This is a genomic window from Kitasatospora sp. NPDC097643, from assembly GCF_040302625.1.
Lineage (GTDB): Bacteria > Actinomycetota > Actinomycetes > Streptomycetales > Streptomycetaceae > Kitasatospora.
Window position 1 is genome coordinate 1 of record NZ_JBEOSA010000023.1, and the last position, 16,129, is coordinate 16,129.

A 16,129-nucleotide genomic window follows, 5' to 3' on the forward strand; every position below is an offset into this window, starting at 1 on the left:
CCCCACGAAAGGCGACACACGAACCATGTCACGCTCCGTCTTCATCACCGGCGCCAACCGCGGCATCGGACTGGCGGCACGCGTCCCAGCGCGCCGGGCACCCCCGCCGACCGTCACTTCACGGATCCGGCCATCGCTCCCTGGACGAAGAACCGCTGGAAGCAGAGGAAGACCGCCACCGGGACCACCAGCGACAGGAACGCGCCGGGCGCGAGGATGTCCATGTTGCTGCCGAACTGCCGCATCTGGGACTGGAGGTAGACGGTCAGCGGCTGTGAGTCGTTGCCGGCGAAGATCAGCGCGACCAGCATGTCGTTCCAGACCCAGAGGAACTGGAAGATGCAGAGCGAGGCGACGGCCGGCGCGGCGAGCGGCAGCGCGAGGGTGCGGAAGATCCGCCATTCCCCGCAGCCGTCCACCCGGGCCGCCTCCAGGAGTTCCGCGGGGATCTCCAGGAAGTGGTTGCGCATCAGGAACACCGCGAACGGCAGTCCGTAGCCGACGTGGAACAGCACCACGCCGGGGATGGTGCCGAACAGCCCGACGGCGCCCTCCAGTTTGGCGACCGGGATGAGACCGACCTGGACCGGCACCACCAGCAGCCCGACCACGCCGAGGAAGACGGCGTCCCGGCCGGGGAATCGCATCCAGGCGAAGGCGTACCCGGCGCCCGCGGCGAGCGCGACGGTCAGCAGGGTCGCCGGGACGCTGATGAGCACGGTGTTCCACAGCGCCTTGGGGACGTCGCCGCCGCCGAGCAGCGCGGTGTAGTTCTGCAGGGTGAGCTGGGCGGGGTCGGTCAGCGCCGTCCACCAGCCGCCGGTGGCGGCGAGCTGCTTGGGCCGCAGCGAGGAGACCAGCAGGCCGACGGTGGGCACCAGCCAGGCGACGGCCGCCACGATCAGCACGGCCTGGACGACGCCGCTGCGGGTGAGGGCGGCGAGCCGGGCGGTGAGCGGAACGGCGGGCCGACCGGTGGGCACCGGCGCGGTGGTGGTGGCGGCGGCCGGAGCCGCCTGGGTGGTGGTCATGCGCGGCTCCCTCGGAAGCGTCGGACGTTGAGCAGCATCACCGGGACGACCAGGAGCAGCAGCAGGACGCTCAGGGCGCTGCCGAGGCCCTGGTCGTTGCCGCCGCCGAAGGAGACCAGGTAGAGCCGGAGCGCGAGCACGCTGGCATCCTGCTGCACCGGCCCGGGCGCGATGATGTACACGAGGTCGAAGATCTTCATCACGTTGATGACCATGGTGATGAACACGACGCCGAGGACCGGGGCGAGTTGGGGCACGGTGATGCGGCGGAAGATCTGCCACTCGCCGGCGCCGTCGAGCCGGGCCGCCTCGATGGTCTCGCGCGGCAGGTTGGCCAGGCCGCCGGCGATGACGACCATGGCGAAGCCGGCCCAGATCCACGTGTAGGCGCCGATGATGGCGGGGGTGACGAAGGCCGGTCCGAGCCAGTCGACGCCGCGGTAGGGGGCGGCGAAGTCGGCGGCCGGCAGGACCACCGAGGCGGTGGCGGACGGGGCCGCGGAGAACCGGAAGGTGCCGTCCCCGGCCGTGGTCGTGGTGGCGATCGTCCGGTCGCCGTCCCGGAGTTGGACCTCGATGCCGGGCAGGCCCTTCTTTTCGGCGTCCAACTGTCCGGGGTGGCCGCCGCCGCCCGGGACGAAGTCCAGGAAGACCGTGCCACTGACCCCGTCGTCGCCGGCGGCCGGCGCCTGGGCCGGCCGGGCGGTGGCCGGGAGCGCGCCGGGCTGCACGCCGACCAGCGGCAGCAGCACCACGCGGGTGGCGGCCGGCGCCCTGACGTCGCCGCCCTGGGCCTGGTCGAGGCCGCCGCCGGGGCGCGGGTGGGCGCCCGGGTAGGTCGGCCGGTCGTCGAAGGTGTCGTGGACGGCGACCGCGGCGGCGTTCAGCACGCCGCGCTGCGGGTCCGCGTCGTACACCGTGCGGAAGATGATCCCGGCGGCGAGGAAGGAGATCGCCATCGGCATGAAGACGAGCAGCTTGAACGCGGTGGCCCAGCGGATCTTCTCGGCCAGCACCGCGAACACCAGGCCGACCGCGGTCACCAGCGCCGGGGCGACGGCGACCCAGATCGCGTTGTTGCGCACGGCGGTGAGGGTGGCGTGGTCGGTGAAGGCGGTGCCGTAGTTGTCGAGCCCGACGAAGCGGTGGCCGGAGGCGTCGAAGAGGCTGCGCGCCACCGAGAAGCCGATCGGGTAGACGACGAGCGCGCCGAGCAGCAGCAGGGTGGGCAGGACGAAGAGCAGGGCGAGGCCCCGGTGGCGCCGGAGGGCGCCACCGGATGCCCGGTCCCTGCGGGGTGAGCGCAGAGACATGTGGATCAGCCCTTGTACGCCTTGGCCGCGTCGGCCTCGAGCCTGGCCGCGGCGCCCTGGGCGTCGGAGGGGTTGGCGAGGAAGTCCTGGAGGTCCTTCCACTCGCCCTGACCGGCGGTGCCGCCGAACGCGGCGGGTGTCTGGTCCGACATGTCGAAGCGGAACGCGTCGCCGGCGTCGATCACCGACTTGGCGAACTGCCGGGTGGTGTCGTCGGGGTAGCCGGCCAGGTCGACGGCCTTGTTGGGCGAGATGAAGCCGCCGGCCTTGGCCCAGACGGCCGCGGCCTCGGGGCCGGCCAGGAACTCGACGAACTTCTGCGCGGCCTCGGTGTGCTTGGCGCCCTTGAGGACGACCGCCGCGTCGCCGGCGCCCACCACCGGGGCCTTGCCGCCGTCCACCGCGGGGAAGGGGAACACCTTGGCGTCGGTACCGACCTGCTTCTTCAGCTCGGAGGCGAGCACCCCGCCGACGAAGTCGCCCTCGTAGGTCATGGCGGCCTTGGGCTGGGCACCGAAGACCTGCTGGACGGAGGTCGGGAAGTCGGTCTGGAGGGCGCCCTGCCCGCCGCCCGCGACGAGCTGCTTGTCGCCGAAGACCATGCCGAGGGTGGTCAGGGCCTTGACGACCGACGGGTCGGTCCACGGGATCTCGTGCCGGGTGAGCTTGTCGTACATCTCGGGGCCGGCCTGGGACAGGTAGACGTTCTCGAACCAGTCGGTGAGCGGCCAGCCGGCCTGACCGGCGACCGAGAAGGCCGGGGTGCCGGAGTCGGAGAGCGCCCGGCCGGCCTTGAGCAGGTCGTCGAAGGTGGCCGGGGGCTGCACCCCGGCGTTCTGGAAGGCGGTGGGGCTGTACCAGACGGTCGACTTGTCGGCGGCCTTGAAGTAGAGGCCGTACTGGGTGCCGTTGACGGTGCCGAGGCTGGACCAGATGCCGGCGTAGTTCTTCTTCGCGGCGTCGGTGACGGCGGGCGCGAGCGGAGCAAGCCAGCCCTTGTCGGCGAACTGCTTGATCACGCCGGGCTGGGCGACCATGACCACGTCCATCGGGTCGCCGCCCTCGATCTTGCTGCCGACCACGGTGGAGAGGTTGTCGCCGGTGGAGGTGTAGCTGACGGTGGCGCCGGTCTTCGCGGTGAAGGCGTCCAGCACCTTCTTGAAGTTCGCCTGCTCGGTGCCGCTCCAGACGGCGGCGACGGTCAGGGTCTGTCCCTTGAGCTCCTGGGTGGCGGAGTCGGCGGCGCTGCCGCCACCGCCGCTGCCGCAGGCGGTCGCGGTGGCGGCCAGGACGACGGAGGTGGCCAGGGTGGGGAGGATGCTGCGGAGTCGCATCGTCGGGTCTCCTTCGTGAGGTGGGTGGTGGTTCACGAACTGCGGTCGGTGGAGGTGGAGTTGATCCACCAGGCGGCGGTGGCGGGCGGCAGGACGCCGCCATCGCACGGGCCGCTGGCCAGCAGGGGCGGCCCGGCGACCGGGGCCGGCGCGGGGGTGTCGCCGAAGTTGACCGCGCACACCAGGCCCTCGCCGCGGACGAACGTGAGGACGCCGGGCGGGGTCTCCAGCCACCGCAGCGTGCCCTCGCCGAGCTGCGGGAGTTCCCGGCGCAGTTGCAGGGCGGTGCGGTACAGGTGGTACACGGATCCGGCGTCGGCCCGCTGCCGCTCGGCGGTGTGGGCGGCGAAGGAGTCCGGCTGCGGCAGCCAGGGGGCGGCCGGGCTCTCCGACGGGCTGAACCCGAACGGGGCCTCGGTGCCGGACCAGGGCAGGGGGATCCGGCAACCGTCCCGGATCCCGGTCCGGCTGCCGGTGCGGTGGAAGATCGGATCGGTGATCAACTCGTCCGGCAGGTCGAGGACTTCGGGCAGTCCGAACTCCTCGCCCTGGTAGATGTAGGCGGCACCGGGCAGCGCCAGCATCAGCAGGGCGGCCGCCCTGGCCCGGGCGGGGCCGGTGGCCGGGCCCTCCCCCGCGAACCGGCTCACCGTACGGACCTGGTCGTGGTTGTTGAGCACCCAGGTGACCGTGGACCCGGTGGCGGTGATGTCCCGCACGGCGTCGTCGATGACCCGGTGGAAGTGCGCGAGGTCCCACGGGGCGTGCAGCAGGTGGAAGAAGAAGGCCTGGTGCAGTTCGTCGGGGCGCACGTACAGCGCCTGCTCCGCCGGCGTGGGCACCGAGGCCTCGCCGACCAGCAGCCGCTGGCGTCCGTCGCGGGCGGTGTACTCCTCGCAGAGCGCCCGCCACCGGCGCCAGATCCCGTGCACCTCGGGCTGGTTCCAGGCCAGCGGGTTGACCGAGTCGCGGGTGCGCTCGTCCACGTCCGGGTCGGGCGAGTCCGGCAGCTCCGGGTGCTTGAAGAGCCCGGCCGCCACGTCGATCCGGAAGCCGTCCACGCCGCGGTCCAGCCAGAACCGCAGCACCTCCTCGAAGTGGGCGGCGACGTCGGGGTGGCGCCAGTTGAAGTCCGGCTGTTCCGGGGTGAACAGGTGGAGGTACCACTGACCGGGCCGGCCGTCGGGCTCGACGACCCGGCTCCAGGCCGGGCCGCCGAACATGGCCCGCCAGTTGTTGGGTGGCAACTGCCCGCCCTCGCCGCGCCCGTCGGCGAAGTGGAACCGCGCCCGCTCGGGGCTGCCCGGGCCGTTGGCCAGCGCCTTCTGGAACCACGGGTGGTCACTGGAACAGTGGTTGGGGACGACGTCCAGGACCAGCTTGAGGCCGAGCAGCCGGCAGTCCGTCACCAGGCGGTCGAACTCGGCGAGGTCTCCGTAGACCGGGTCGACGGCGCAGTGGTCGGCGATGTCGTAGCCGTGGTCGTGCTGCGGTGAGACGTAGAACGGGTTGAGCCAGACGCCGTCGGCGCCCAGCTGCCGCACGTGGTGCAGCTTCTCCCGGACACCGGCGAGGTCGCCGACGCCGTCGCCGTCGGTGTCCCGGAAGCTGCGCACGTAGATCTGGTAGATCACGGCGTCGCGCCACCAGGCACGGGCGGCGGGGGTGGTGGTGGGGGTGGTGGGGGTGTGCGAACGAGCGCGCGGCAGGGTGACCGCGTCGCCGTCGGGGAGGGTGGGGTTGGGCATCTCGCTACTCCAACGGTTATGCATTCGCGTTAGGTATAGCAGGCAGAGACGTCCGCTGTTAAGTGCTTGTTTGCTGAGGTTTCCCAGGAGCTACGCGATGAAGCGCCCTGCCATGGATAGATACATGTTAGGTACTGGCAGGTAGCCGCCGAGAGGAAGGGGCGGGCACCGCGGCAGGCGTCGGCTCAGCCGACGATGGCGCGCAGGTCGGCGGCCAGCCGGGGCAGCGCCGCATCGGCGGTCCGACGGCCCGACACCACCTCGAACGCCGTCTCGCTGAACGCGAGGCTCAACTGCTGGTACTGCGGGACGCCGGGGCGCGCCCCGGCCGCCAGGATCGCCGTGCGCAGCACGGGCAGGTACGGGAACCGGGCGATCAGCTCCGGATCCGCGTAGAGGTCGGCCAGGACCGGCGGCAGCCCGCCCTCGGTCAGCACGCGGTACTGCGCCCGCCGGCTCGTCAGGTAGCCGATCAGCGCCCGAGCGGTGCGCTGGTGCCGGGAGAACCGGCTGACCGCCAGCCCCGACCCGCCCAGCACACCGCTGCCGGGCCCGTGCGGGCCGGGCAGCGGCACCACGCCGAACCGCCCCGCCACCGGCGAACCGGCGGCCGTCACCTCGTGGTAGACGTACGGCCAGTTCCGCAGGAACAGCAGGCCGCCGCGGCCGAACGCCGCGCGGGACTCCTCCTCCTGGTAGCCGAGCACCTCGGGCGGGATCCAGCCGTCGCGCACGCCCCCGGCCAGGAACTCCAGCCCGGCGCGGGCCTGCGGGCTGTCGACCACCACCGATCCGTCGCCGGCCAGCAGGTCCCCGCCGGCCGAGCGGATCGCCTCCAGCGCGTTGACGGCGAGCCCCTCGTACGGGCTGAGCTGGCCCGCGTACCCGGCCATCCCGTGTGCGGGGGCCAAGGTCCGCGCCTGCCGCGCCAGTTCGTCCCAGGTGGTGGGCGGCTGCTCGCCGGCGGCGGCCAGCACGTCGCTGCGGTAGTACAGCAGGGCGGCGTTGGCGACGAACGGCACCGCGTACAGCCGCCCGTCGTAGCGGCCGGTGCGGACGACCGGCGGCAGGAAGCCGTCCAGCGCGAAGTCCGACTCGTCCAGCGGCGCCGTCCAGCGCCGGGCCGCGAACTCGGCCGTCCACACCACGTCGAGGTTGAGCACGTCGAACCGGCTGCCGCCGGCCGACAACTCCCCGGCCAGCTGGGCGTGCACCTCGTCCGCCGCCTCGGGCAGCTCGACCAGCTCGGCGGGCTGGTCCGGGTGCTCGGCGTTCCAGTCGGCCAGCAGCCCGCGCAGGTAGCGCGTGGTGTCCCGGCCGGTGGCCAGCGTCACCGGCCCGACGGCGTCCGGGTCGCCCGCCGCCTCCGAGCGCCCCGCCAGGCCGTACCAGGCCGACGCTCCCCCGGCCGCGAGCACCGCCGCCCCGCCCACCAGCGCGCGCGTCACGCGCCGACGGCTCGGGACACGCTCCGGGTCGGGCCCGGTGGGCGGCCGGTCTTCCATGGAGCTCCTTCGGTCCGCCGGCACGGGTGGGCGCCGACGCACGTCCCTTTATACGGCCTCCCTGCTGACCGGTGCCCACCTGCCCGTACTGTGTGACCGAGGTGTAACCAGCGATGACGGACGAGAAGGAAGAGGTGACGCCCGGTGCGCCATCAGCTGCTGGCGCTGCTGGCCCGGCAGCCCGCCTACGGGTACGAGCTCAAGCAGGGGCTTGAGCAGACCTTCGGCGCGGCGTACCCTCAGCCGAACATCGGCCAGATCTACGTGACCCTGAGCCGACTGGAGAAGTCCGGACTGATCCGCGGCACCGAGGTGGCGCAGGAGGGCAGACCGGACAAGAAGGTCTACGAGATCACGGAGAAGGGCACCGAGGAACTCGCCGGCTGGTTCGAGGCACCGACCGAGGGGCCCCGGGTCAGGGACGAGTTCTTCATGAAGCTCATCCTGGCCGAAGGCACCGACCTCGCCGACCAGCTGACACTGATCAACAACCAGCGCCGGCACTGCCTCAACATGATGCGCGGACTCAACAAGCTGGCCGCCACCGAGCGCGGCAACCGGACCTCGCTGCTGCTGATCGAGGGCGCCGTCCTGCACTTGCAGGCCGACCTCGACTGGCTGGAGCGTTGCCAGGAGGAACTCACATGACCGGCGCGGAGCCGACCCCGCCGCCGCTGCTGGCCGCCGACGCCCTGGTGCGCTCGCACCTGAGCGGTTCGACCCTGATACCCGCGGTCCGCGGCGTGAGCCTGCGGATCGACCGGGGCGAGTTCGTCGCCGTCACCGGCCCCTCGGGCGCCGGCAAGTCCACCCTGCTGCACCTCCTCGGCGGTCTGCTGCGGCCCGACGAGGGCGAGCTGTGGCTCGACGGCCGCCGGGTCGACCGGCTCCGGGAGGCCGCCTGGGCCCGGCTGCGCCGGCGCCAGTACGGCATCGTCTTCCAGAGCGGCAACCTGCTGCCCGACTTCTCCGTCGCCGACAACATCGAACTGACCGCGGTGCTCGCGGGCATGTCCGCCCGCACCGCCCGGGAACGCCGCGAGGAACTGCTGACCGACCTCGGCCTCGCGCACAAGGCCGCCGCCGGGCCCGGGGAGCTCTCCGGCGGCGAGCGCCAGCGGGTCGCCCTGGCCCGCGCGCTGGTGAACCGGCCCCAGCTGCTCCTCGCCGACGAGCCGACCGGGAACCTGGACAGCCGCAGCACCCGCGACGTCCTCGCCCTGCTCAGCCGCTACCACGAACAGGGCACCACCATCGTGCTGGTCACCCACGACGCCCGGGCGGCGAGCACCGCCGACCGGGTCGTCAGCCTCTTCGACGGCCGGATCGCCGACGACGCCCGGGTGGAGGAGCCCCCGGCCGCCTGGCGCAGTGCCAACGGGGTCCGCGACGTCATCGACTTCGGCGGGTGAGCGGGTGCGCGCGCTCCTCCGCTGGATCCGGGCCGACCTGCGCTCGCACCGCGTCCACGCCCTGCTGATCGTCCTCGCCACCGGCGGCACCGTCGCCGCCCTGCTGCTCGCCGGCGCGCTGCTCGGCGCCGCTGCCGACCCGTGGCAACGGCAGTTCCGGGCCGCCGGATCGCCCGACATCAGGATCGACCTGCGCCCGTCCGCGGCCGCCGCCCCGGCGCCGGTCGGTGCCGACGAGCCGTCGGCCGCCGTGCTCGCCCGCGAACCCGGCGTGCTCACGGTGTCGCCTCCCCAGCACACGGCCGAGACCACCCTGGTCGGGCGGCGCGCCGACGCAGCCGCGCCCCCCGGCGCGGCGGACCGCACCGACCGCACCACGCTGGTGCTGCGCGGCGACACCCCGGGGGCGGCCCGCCCGCTGCTGCGGTCCGGGGCCTGGCTGGACCCCGCCGACGTCCACGGCATCGTGCTCGAACAGTCCGCGGCCGACGCCGTCTGGGCCCGCCCCGGGGACCGCCTGACCGTCCTCGACAGCCACGGCGCCCCCGTCGAACTGCGGGTCCTCGGCATCGCCGACAGCCCCGACCAGCTGCCCAGCCAGGCCGCGGGCTACGACCTCGGCTGGACCCTGCCCGCCACCCTCGACCTGGTCCAGCCGGACCGGGCGGCGCAGGGCCTGACCCTCGGCCTGCGCCTGGCCCGCCCCTCCGACGCCGGGTACACGGCCCAGCGGGTGGTCAGCGCGCTCGGGGCCGAGCGGGTCTCCCGGATCACCACCTGGCTGGACGCGCGGGCCGCCCGGCAGCAGGACAACCGGCTCGCCGGACTGCTCCTCGGGCTCAGCGGACTGGCCGCCCTGCTCTCCGCCGCCCTCGCGGTGGCCGGCGCGGCCGGCGGGCGGATCAGGGCCAGGACCGGCGACATCGCCCTGCTCAAGGCGCTCGGGTTCACCGCCGGCCAGGTCGCCTGGATGTTCATCGCCGAACAGCTCCTACTGGCCGGCACCGGAGTCCTGCTCGGCGCCGGCGGTGCGGCGATCGCCGCACACCTCGTGCCCGCCCTCGGCGGCGGGACCGACGCGCTCCACGGGCTCGTCCCCGGCGGCACGGCGACCACCGGCGCCGTCGTCGCCGCCGCGCTCCTCGCGATCGGGGCCGCCGCCGCCCTGCCCGCGCTGCGCGCCGCCAGGGTCGCCCCCGTCCCTCCGACGGACGGCACCCGGCCGCCCGCCATGACCGCCCGGCCGGTCCGGATCGGCCTGCTCCGATGGCTGCCACCGGCCCTCGTGCTCGGACTCGGCAGCGTCCTGCGCCGACGCTCGGACCTGCTGGTGAGCGCCGTCCGGCTGACCGTCCCGGTGGTCGCCGCCACCCTGGCCCTGAGCACCTGGGCCACCCTCGACGCCGTCACCGGGCCCGACGGCGGGGTCACGGTGCCGTCCGTCACCGCCCGCCGGACCGGACCGGCGCAGCCGGCCGGGGACGCGCAGTCTGCCGGGGACGCGCGGCTCGTCGGCGCCCTGGCCGCCGACCCCGCCGTGCGGGGCGTCTACCCGGGCGCCGAGATCCAGGCCCTCACTCCCGGCCAGTCCGCGACGCTGACCCTGCGGGCCGTCGGCACCACCGACGCGCCGTACCCCTGGACCGTCGTCGAGGGCCGGGCGATCCGCGCCACCGACGAGGCGGTCGCCGGACAGGGCGCCCTCGACCTGCTCGGCGCCCGGGTCGGCCAGTGGGTCCGGGTCACCTCCGGCGGCACCCCGCGCATCCTGCACATCGTCGGACGCGACCTCGAACCCGAACACGGCGGCCGCGTCCTGTCCACCGGCTTCGACACGCTCGACCGGCCCGGTGACCCCACCCGCCCCGACTTCTGGCAGCTGGCCCTGCGCCCCGGCCACGACCCGGCCGCGGTCCAGCGCGACCTCCCCACCCGCGCCGGCCTCGCCGGCCAGGTGGAACTCCGCGTCCCGCCCGGCCCGGTCACCCGGCCGGGCGCCCTGCGGGCCAGCGTCGTCGGGCTGCTGCTCCTGCTCGCCCTGATCTGCGTGGTGGACCTGCTGACCACGGCCGCGGCCGGCTTCCACGAACGCCGCCGGGACCTCGGACTGCTCCGGGCGATCGGCCTGACCCCGGGCCAGTGCGCCGTCGTGCTGGCCGTCCGCGGCACCGTCATCGCCCTGGCCACGGTCGCCGTCGGCTCGGTCGTCGCCATCCCCCTGGTCCGTCGGCTGATCGACCACCAGGGCCGGCTGGGCGGCATCGGCGACGGCATCGCCCGCGGCCCGTCCGTCTGGACGGTCCTCGCCATGGCCGCCGTCTGCGCCACCACCGCGGCCGCGCTCTGCGCGCTCCCGGTGCTGCGCATCCCGCCGCCCGCCCGCGCCCCGGACGGCACCGGCCGGTAGGGCGGTGGACCGGTGCGGACGCGGCCGCCGGACGCCGGAATGCCGGGATGCCGGGATGCCGACGGCATCCCGGCGGGTCGGTCACCCGGCCAGGTCGTCCGGGCTCCGCCAGCTCAGCAGGCGGGCGCCGGCCGGTGGGCGGTCCACGACCTCCTGGCCGAAGACCCGGTTGATCGAGCTGCCCCCGGTCAGCGAGATGTCGGCGCCGTAGACGTGCAGCGAGACCGCCCGGCCGGTGCCGCCGTTCGACACCCGGTGGATGTCCTCGTCGGGCGGCACCAGGAGCTGCACCCGGCCGGGCGAACAGGTGGTCCGGGCGTACGGTGCCAGCACCCTGCGGCGCGACCTGGGCAGCCGCCACAGCCGGTACGCCTCGTCCACCTCGACGCCCTCCACCACACCCGACACGCACCAGGAGACGTGGTCGTGGATCGGGGTGGACTGCCCGGGCAGCCAGGTCAGGGCCACCACGGAGTGGGTCCGTCCGGCGTGCAGCAGCCGCTGCGCGTAGCCGTCGGTGTCACCGGCGCACAGGTCCTCGGGCACGATCAGCCCGGCCCGCAGGTACTTGCGCAGGGTGTCCGCGGTGAGCTGGGCGGTCAGGACGTCCGCCGCGGCGTAGCGCGCGAGGTCGGAGAGGAACTCGTCGAGGTTGGAGCCCGGTCGCACGGTCTACCGCCCCACTCCGGTGAGCGCGCGGACCTCGAGCTCCTCGAAGCTGCGCCGGTCCGGGTCCTCGTCGCGACGGCGGCGGCTGCCGACCAGGGAGCCGAGGACCGCGGCCGCGAACCCGACCGGGATCGAAACGATGCCCGGGTTCTGCAACGGGATCGGCGCGGTGGTGGTGCAGGAGATCAGCGCGGTGGCGTTGCCGACCTGCTTGCTGGACGCCGCCACCCCGCAGTCCTTCGCCTGGGCGGCCGTCAGCTTCACCGCGTGGACCGTGCCGCTCGCGCCGCCCCAGCAGATCGGCGAGAGCAGCACCAGGCCGATCGAGCTGATCAGGCCCGCGTAGATGCCGCACTTGGCGCCGAAGGTGGTGAAGCGCTTCCAGAACAGGGTCAGCAGGATCGCCGGCAGGTTGGCCGAGGCCGCGATCGCGAAGGCCAGGGCGACCAGGAACGCCACGTTGAGGTCCCTGGCGAAGATCGACAGGGCGACCGCGACCGCGCCGATGACCACGGCGGCGACCTTCGCCGTGACCAGCTCCTGCCGCTCCGTGGCCTTGCCCTTGCGGATGACGCTGGCGTACAGGTCATGGGCGAACGACGAGGACGAGGTCAGGGTCAGCCCGGCAACCACCGCGAGGATGGTGGCGAACGCCACCGCCGCGATGAAGGCGAGCATCAGCGAGCCGCCGGTGGTGCCCGCGCCGCCGCCGAGATGCTCGGCCAGCAGGGTGGCGGCGGTGTTGCCGGACGGGTCCTTCTCCTTGATCGTCGCCGTGCCGACCAGCGCGGCCGCGCCGAAGCCGAGCACCAGGGTCATCAGGTAGAACACCCCGATGATGCCGATCGCCCAGTTCACCGACTTGCGCGCGTCCCGGCCGGTCGGGACGGTGTAGAAGCGGACCAGCACGTGCGGGAGCGCGGCGGTGCCCAGCACCAGGGCGGTGCCGAGGCTGACCAGGTCGAGCTTCGACCAGCCGTCGGTCGCCCCGTACTTCAGGCCGGGCTGGAGGAAGGCGTCGCCCTTCTTGGACGCCGTGGCGGCGTCCCCGAGCAGGTGGCTGAGGTCGAACCCGTACTTCGCCAGCACCCACAGGGTCATCGTGGCCGCGCCGGCGATCAGCAGCACCGCCTTGACGATCTGCACCCAGGTGGTGCCCTTCATCCCGCCGACCACGACGTAGACGATCATCAGGGCACCGACCCCGACGATGGTCCAGATCTGCGCGGAGGCGCCCTTGACGTCGAGCAGCTGCCCCACGATGGTCGCCGCGCCGACCATCTGCGCGATCAGGTAGAAGATCGAGACCACGATGGTCGACACGCCCGCGGCGGTCCGCATCGGCCCGCTGCGCAGCCGTGCGGCCAGCACGTCGGCCATGGTGAACCGCCCGGTGTTGCGCAGCAGTTCGGCGACCAGCAGCAGCGCGACCAGCCAGGCGACCAGGAAGCCGATCGAGTAGAGGAAGCCGTCGTAGCCGTTGAGCGCGATCAGCCCGGCGATGCCGAGGAAGGAGGCCGCGGACAGGTAGTCGCCCGAGATCGCGATCCCGTTCTGCAGCGCGGAGAACTGGCCGCCGCCGGTGTAGAAGCCGCCGGTGCCCCGGGTGCTCCGCCGGGCCCACAGGGTGATCACCAGGGTCACCGCCACCAGGGCGACGAACAGGCCGATGGTCAGGCCCTTGTTCGAGGCCGACTGCGCCGTCGCCGCAGCCAGCGGAAGGTGCTGTGTCATGGCGTGTGTCATGCCTGCTTCTCCGTCAGTTCCTGGTCGCCGCCGCGGCCGACCGGGGCCGGGACGATCGGATGGGATGCCGCCGCGCTCCGCAGGGCCGCGGCCAGCGGGTCCAGCCGCCGGGCCGCGAACCGGCCGTAGGCCAGCGCGATGCCGAAGGTCGAGACGAACTGGAGCAGTCCGAAGACCAGGGCGACGTTGACGTTCCCGACGACCTTGGCCGCCATGAAGCCGCGGGCGTAGGCCGAGCAGAGGACGTACGTCAGGAACCAGAGCAGGAACGCCGCCGTCACCGGGAACACGAACCTGCGGTAGGCGGCGCGCAACTCGGCGAAGCGCGGATCGTCGCCGATCCAGGGTGTGTCACCGCGCGACGACGCGGACGGGTCGATCATGGGAATCCTTCGGAGCAGTGCGGAACTTGCCGGGTCCCGACCGTAGGAGTCCCTGGTAGACAACCGATCAACGCGCGGTCGACGAGGCCGCGCCCCAGGTGGGCCGGGCGCGCGGGGCCCGGGCCGGGAGCGTTGACAGTGCCACGACGGGCTCCTAGCGTGACGCAGTCGATCACCCCGCACGTAGGGACTGCTGATGGCCGAGCCCCGCCCGTACGACCTCGTCCTGTTCGGTGCCACCGGGTTCACCGGCGGGCTCACCGCCGAGTACCTGGCCCGGGCCGCGCCCGAGGGCTGCCGCTGGGCCCTCGCCGGACGGGACGAGCGCAGGCTCGCCGCCGTCCGGGCGCGGCTGGCGCGGATCGACCCGCGCTGCGCCGACCTCCCGCTGCTGGTCGCGGACGCCGCGGACGGCGAGGCGCTGCGCGCCGTGGCCGCCTCGGCCCGGGTGGTGATCTCCACGGTCGGCCCGTACCTGCGGCACGGCGAGCCGCTGGTCGCGGCCTGCGCGGACCGCGGCACCGACTACGTGGACCTCACCGGCGAGCCGGAGTTCGTCGACCGGATGTACCTCCGGCACCACGAGCGGGCGGTGGCCACCGGCGCGCGGCTGGTGCACGCCTGCGGCTTCGACTCGGTGCCGCACGACCTGGGCGTGCTGTTCACCGTCGAGGAGCTGCTGCGCCGCGGCGGACCGGCGGCCCGGGTCTCGGTCGAGGGCTTCGTCCGGGCCGGCGGCACCGTTTCCGGCGGCACCTTCGCGTCGGCGATGACGGCGTTCTCCCGGCCGCGGGCGATGGCCCGGGCCGCCCGGGCGCGCCACGCGGTGGAGCCCCGGCCGAAGGGACGGCTGGTCCGCACCCCGGTCGGCCGGCCGCACTGGTCGCGGGCGGCCCGGGCCTGGGCGGTGCCGCTGCCCACGATCGACCCGCAGGTGGTGTCCCGCTCGGCCGGCGCACTGGACGAGTACGGCCCGGACTTCGGCTACGCGCACTACGCGGCGGTGCGGCGGCTGCCGATCGCCCTCGGCGGGGTCGCCGCGGTGGCGGCGATCGCCCTCGCCGCCCAACTGCCAGCGCTGCGCCGGGCGCTGGGGCGGCTGCGCCGGCCCGGCGACGGGCCCGGTCCGGAGCAGCGGGCGCGGTCCTGGTTCGCGGTGCGGTTCATGGCGCGGGCGCAGGGCGGGCGGACCGTCCTCACCGAGGTGTCCGGGGGCGATCCCGGCTACCAGGAGACCGTGAAGATGCTGGCCGAGTCGGCGCTCTGCCTGGCGTACGACGACCTGCCGCCGGTGGCGGGGCAGCTGACCACGGCGGTGGCGATGGGCCGGCCGCTGATCGACCGGCTGGTCGCGGCGGGCATCTCCTTCCGGGTGCTGGACGCGCCGCCGACGACCGCCCCCGGCCGGTAGCGGCCGCCGCGACTCGACGATCACCGCGGAACTGAACTGCCATACCGTGAGCGACTGTTGACGATCAGGTCGCGGACGATCCCACCGACCGCGGGGCCTGGCACAGGCCCTGGCCGGAGAACCCGGCCGCCCACGCGAACGGGCGGCCGGGGTGGGCGCCGATGAGGGCGGTGTTGCCGGGGCCGGCGTCGAAGGCTCCGCTCCAGCCCGGGTACAGGCCGATGCCGTCCAGGGCGGGATAGAGGGTGCCGAGCTGCCGGTCGACACGGGCGCACCAGGCGCTCCGGCCTTCGCCGGGCCGGGGGCGTCCCACGCCGACCAGGATGCGGTCCTGCCAGCTGCGGATCCATAGACCCGTGGTGGCGTGGAGGGTCATCGGGAGGGCGCCGACCGGCGTGGACGGCGGCCCGGTGAGCAGGAGTTCGACCGGATAGGTGTCGACCGGCAGGCTCATCGCGGTGACGGGGGTGTGGGTGACCAGCTGCGCGCCCGCTGCCCGGGCTGCTGCGGCATAGCCGCGGACGACCGCGGACGGGTCGCAGTCGTAGGCCTCCGGCGACCACGCGGCGGCCACGACGGCCCGCTCGGCGCAGGAAACGCGGGGATTCGATCTTCGTGCCGTCGGAGAGGATCGCGAAGTGGGTCAGCCCCAGGTCGATGCCGACGACGGCGTTCGTCTCCGGCATCCGGGTCAGGTCGTTGGCCGGGTCGGTCTCCACCACGAACGAGGCGAAGTACCGTCCGGCGGCGTCCATTACCACGGTCACCGTGGACGGCACCGACGGCAGACGGCGGGACCACTTCACCCGCACATCGCCGATCTTCGGCAGTGACAGGTCACCGCCCGTGGTGATCGACCAGCGGGCATTGGCGGTGAACCGGATCGCCTGCCGACTGTCCTTCCGCGACTTGAAGCGCGGTACGCCCATACGCGGGCGCTTGCCCTTCAACCCGTCGAAGAAGTTCCGGTAGGCGGCGTCCAGGTCCCACAGCGACTGTTGCAACACCACGGCAGACACCTCGCCGAGCCAGGAACGCTCCGGGGTCTTCTTCGCCTCCGTCAACGCCTTCGACAGCACGGGCCAGTGCGGAACGCTGAGGCCCGTTCGGGTAGAGGCGAAAGCCGTACCTGAGCTGCATGAACGTCAAGGTATACGGCAGCACTGACAA

13 protein-coding genes and 1 pseudogene are annotated in these 16,129 nt (G+C 73.7%); 4 read left to right on the forward strand and 10 right to left on the reverse strand.

Features of this window, described 5'->3' with window-relative positions; translation table 11 throughout:
* Nucleotides 1-113 precede the first annotated feature (113 nt).
* From ABTY15_RS16820 to ABTY15_RS16840, 5 genes are all read right to left on the reverse strand, one after another.
* Nucleotides 114-1,031 (reverse strand): carbohydrate ABC transporter permease, encoded by a 918-nt coding sequence (locus tag ABTY15_RS16820; RefSeq protein ID WP_350588772.1) that lies wholly within the window; start codon nucleotides 1,029-1,031, stop codon nucleotides 114-116.
* Nucleotides 1,028-2,344 (reverse strand): carbohydrate ABC transporter permease, encoded by a 1,317-nt coding sequence (locus ABTY15_RS16825; RefSeq protein WP_350588774.1) that lies wholly within the window; start codon nucleotides 2,342-2,344, stop codon nucleotides 1,028-1,030. The genes ABTY15_RS16820 and ABTY15_RS16825 overlap by 4 nt, the downstream gene beginning before the upstream one ends.
* A 5-nt stretch (nucleotides 2,345-2,349) precedes the next feature.
* Nucleotides 2,350-3,678, reverse strand: coding sequence for an ABC transporter substrate-binding protein (locus tag ABTY15_RS16830; RefSeq protein ID WP_350588777.1), 1,329 nt, complete (start codon nucleotides 3,676-3,678; stop codon nucleotides 2,350-2,352).
* Nucleotides 3,679-3,710: 32 nt separating this feature from the next.
* The gene (locus ABTY15_RS16835; RefSeq protein WP_350588779.1) at nucleotides 3,711-5,426 is read right to left on the reverse strand and encodes a glycoside hydrolase family 13 protein; all 1,716 of its coding nucleotides are present in this window, start codon (nucleotides 5,424-5,426) and stop codon (nucleotides 3,711-3,713) included.
* Nucleotides 5,427-5,611: 185 nt separating this feature from the next.
* Entirely contained in the window at nucleotides 5,612-6,931 is a 1,320-nt protein-coding gene (locus ABTY15_RS16840) for an ABC transporter substrate-binding protein (protein ID WP_350588780.1), read from the reverse strand.
* Nucleotides 6,932-7,075: 144 nt separating this feature from the next.
* Here ABTY15_RS16840 and ABTY15_RS16845 point away from each other — a divergent pair, with 144 nt between their 5' ends.
* Genes ABTY15_RS16845 through ABTY15_RS16855 form a run of 3 tightly spaced genes read left to right on the forward strand, consistent with a single transcriptional unit; the run spans nucleotide 7,076 to nucleotide 10,750 of the window.
* Complete coding sequence (locus tag ABTY15_RS16845) at nucleotides 7,076-7,579, forward strand: PadR family transcriptional regulator (protein ID WP_350588783.1); 504 nt, start codon at nucleotides 7,076-7,078, stop codon at nucleotides 7,577-7,579.
* On the forward strand, nucleotides 7,576-8,343 hold the full coding sequence (locus ABTY15_RS16850) for an ABC transporter ATP-binding protein (RefSeq protein WP_350588786.1): 768 nt from the start codon (nucleotides 7,576-7,578) through the stop codon (nucleotides 8,341-8,343). The genes ABTY15_RS16845 and ABTY15_RS16850 overlap by 4 nt, the downstream gene beginning before the upstream one ends.
* A gap of 4 nt (nucleotides 8,344-8,347) precedes the next feature.
* Nucleotides 8,348-10,750 carry an FtsX-like permease family protein gene (locus tag ABTY15_RS16855; RefSeq protein ID WP_350588787.1) on the forward strand — a complete coding sequence of 801 codons (2,403 nt, stop codon included), beginning with the start codon at nucleotides 8,348-8,350 and terminating at the stop codon, nucleotides 10,748-10,750.
* Between the two features lie 81 nt (nucleotides 10,751-10,831).
* Here the strand turns inward: ABTY15_RS16855 and ABTY15_RS16860 are convergent, their stop codons facing one another.
* The 3 genes from ABTY15_RS16860 to ABTY15_RS16870 are packed head-to-tail and all read right to left on the reverse strand — an operon-like array spanning nucleotide 10,832 to nucleotide 13,548.
* The gene (locus ABTY15_RS16860) at nucleotides 10,832-11,419 is read right to left on the reverse strand and encodes a cysteine dioxygenase family protein (RefSeq protein ID WP_350588788.1); all 588 of its coding nucleotides are present in this window, start codon (nucleotides 11,417-11,419) and stop codon (nucleotides 10,832-10,834) included.
* Between the two features lie 3 nt (nucleotides 11,420-11,422).
* Entirely contained in the window at nucleotides 11,423-13,165 is a 1,743-nt protein-coding gene (locus tag ABTY15_RS16865) for a monocarboxylic acid transporter (RefSeq protein ID WP_502893523.1), read from the reverse strand.
* A complete protein-coding gene (locus ABTY15_RS16870) occupies nucleotides 13,162-13,548 on the reverse strand; it encodes a DUF485 domain-containing protein (protein ID WP_350588792.1) in 387 nt (128 codons plus the stop codon). Before ABTY15_RS16870 ends, ABTY15_RS16865 begins: the two co-directional genes overlap by 4 nt.
* Nucleotides 13,549-13,744: 196 nt before the next feature.
* Between ABTY15_RS16870 and ABTY15_RS16875 the strand changes: the two genes are divergently transcribed.
* Entirely contained in the window at nucleotides 13,745-14,959 is a 1,215-nt protein-coding gene (locus tag ABTY15_RS16875; protein WP_350588794.1) for a saccharopine dehydrogenase family protein, read from the forward strand.
* A gap of 64 nt (nucleotides 14,960-15,023) precedes the next feature.
* Here the strand turns inward: ABTY15_RS16875 and ABTY15_RS16880 are convergent, their stop codons facing one another.
* Both ABTY15_RS16880 and ABTY15_RS16885 read right to left on the reverse strand, forming a co-directional pair.
* A complete protein-coding gene (locus ABTY15_RS16880) occupies nucleotides 15,024-15,533 on the reverse strand; it encodes an FAD-binding oxidoreductase/lyase (protein ID WP_350588796.1) in 510 nt (169 codons plus the stop codon).
* Nucleotides 15,532-16,099: pseudogene (locus ABTY15_RS16885) on the reverse strand (RNA-guided endonuclease InsQ/TnpB family protein); the annotation flags it as partial. The gene ABTY15_RS16880 and the pseudogene ABTY15_RS16885, both read right to left, overlap by 2 nt.
* Nucleotides 16,100-16,129: the final 30 nt, after the last annotated feature.

Coding starts and splice junctions, on each gene's coding strand:
- ABTY15_RS16820 (WP_350588772.1), bottom strand. CDS start 1,031: ATGACCACCACCCAGGCGGCTCCGGCCGCCGCCACCACCACCGCGCCG.
- ABTY15_RS16825 (WP_350588774.1), bottom strand. CDS start 2,344: ATGTCTCTGCGCTCACCCCGCAGGGACCGGGCATCCGGTGGCGCCCTC.
- ABTY15_RS16830 (WP_350588777.1), bottom strand. CDS start 3,678: ATGCGACTCCGCAGCATCCTCCCCACCCTGGCCACCTCCGTCGTCCTG.
- ABTY15_RS16835 (WP_350588779.1), bottom strand. CDS start 5,426: ATGCCCAACCCCACCCTCCCCGACGGCGACGCGGTCACCCTGCCGCGC.
- ABTY15_RS16840 (WP_350588780.1), bottom strand. CDS start 6,931: ATGGAAGACCGGCCGCCCACCGGGCCCGACCCGGAGCGTGTCCCGAGC.
- ABTY15_RS16850 (WP_350588786.1), top strand. CDS start 7,576: ATGACCGGCGCGGAGCCGACCCCGCCGCCGCTGCTGGCCGCCGACGCC.
- ABTY15_RS16865 (WP_502893523.1), bottom strand. CDS start 13,165: ATGACACACGCCATGACACAGCACCTTCCGCTGGCTGCGGCGACGGCG.
- ABTY15_RS16870 (WP_350588792.1), bottom strand. CDS start 13,548: ATGATCGACCCGTCCGCGTCGTCGCGCGGTGACACACCCTGGATCGGC.
- ABTY15_RS16875 (WP_350588794.1), top strand. CDS start 13,745: ATGGCCGAGCCCCGCCCGTACGACCTCGTCCTGTTCGGTGCCACCGGG.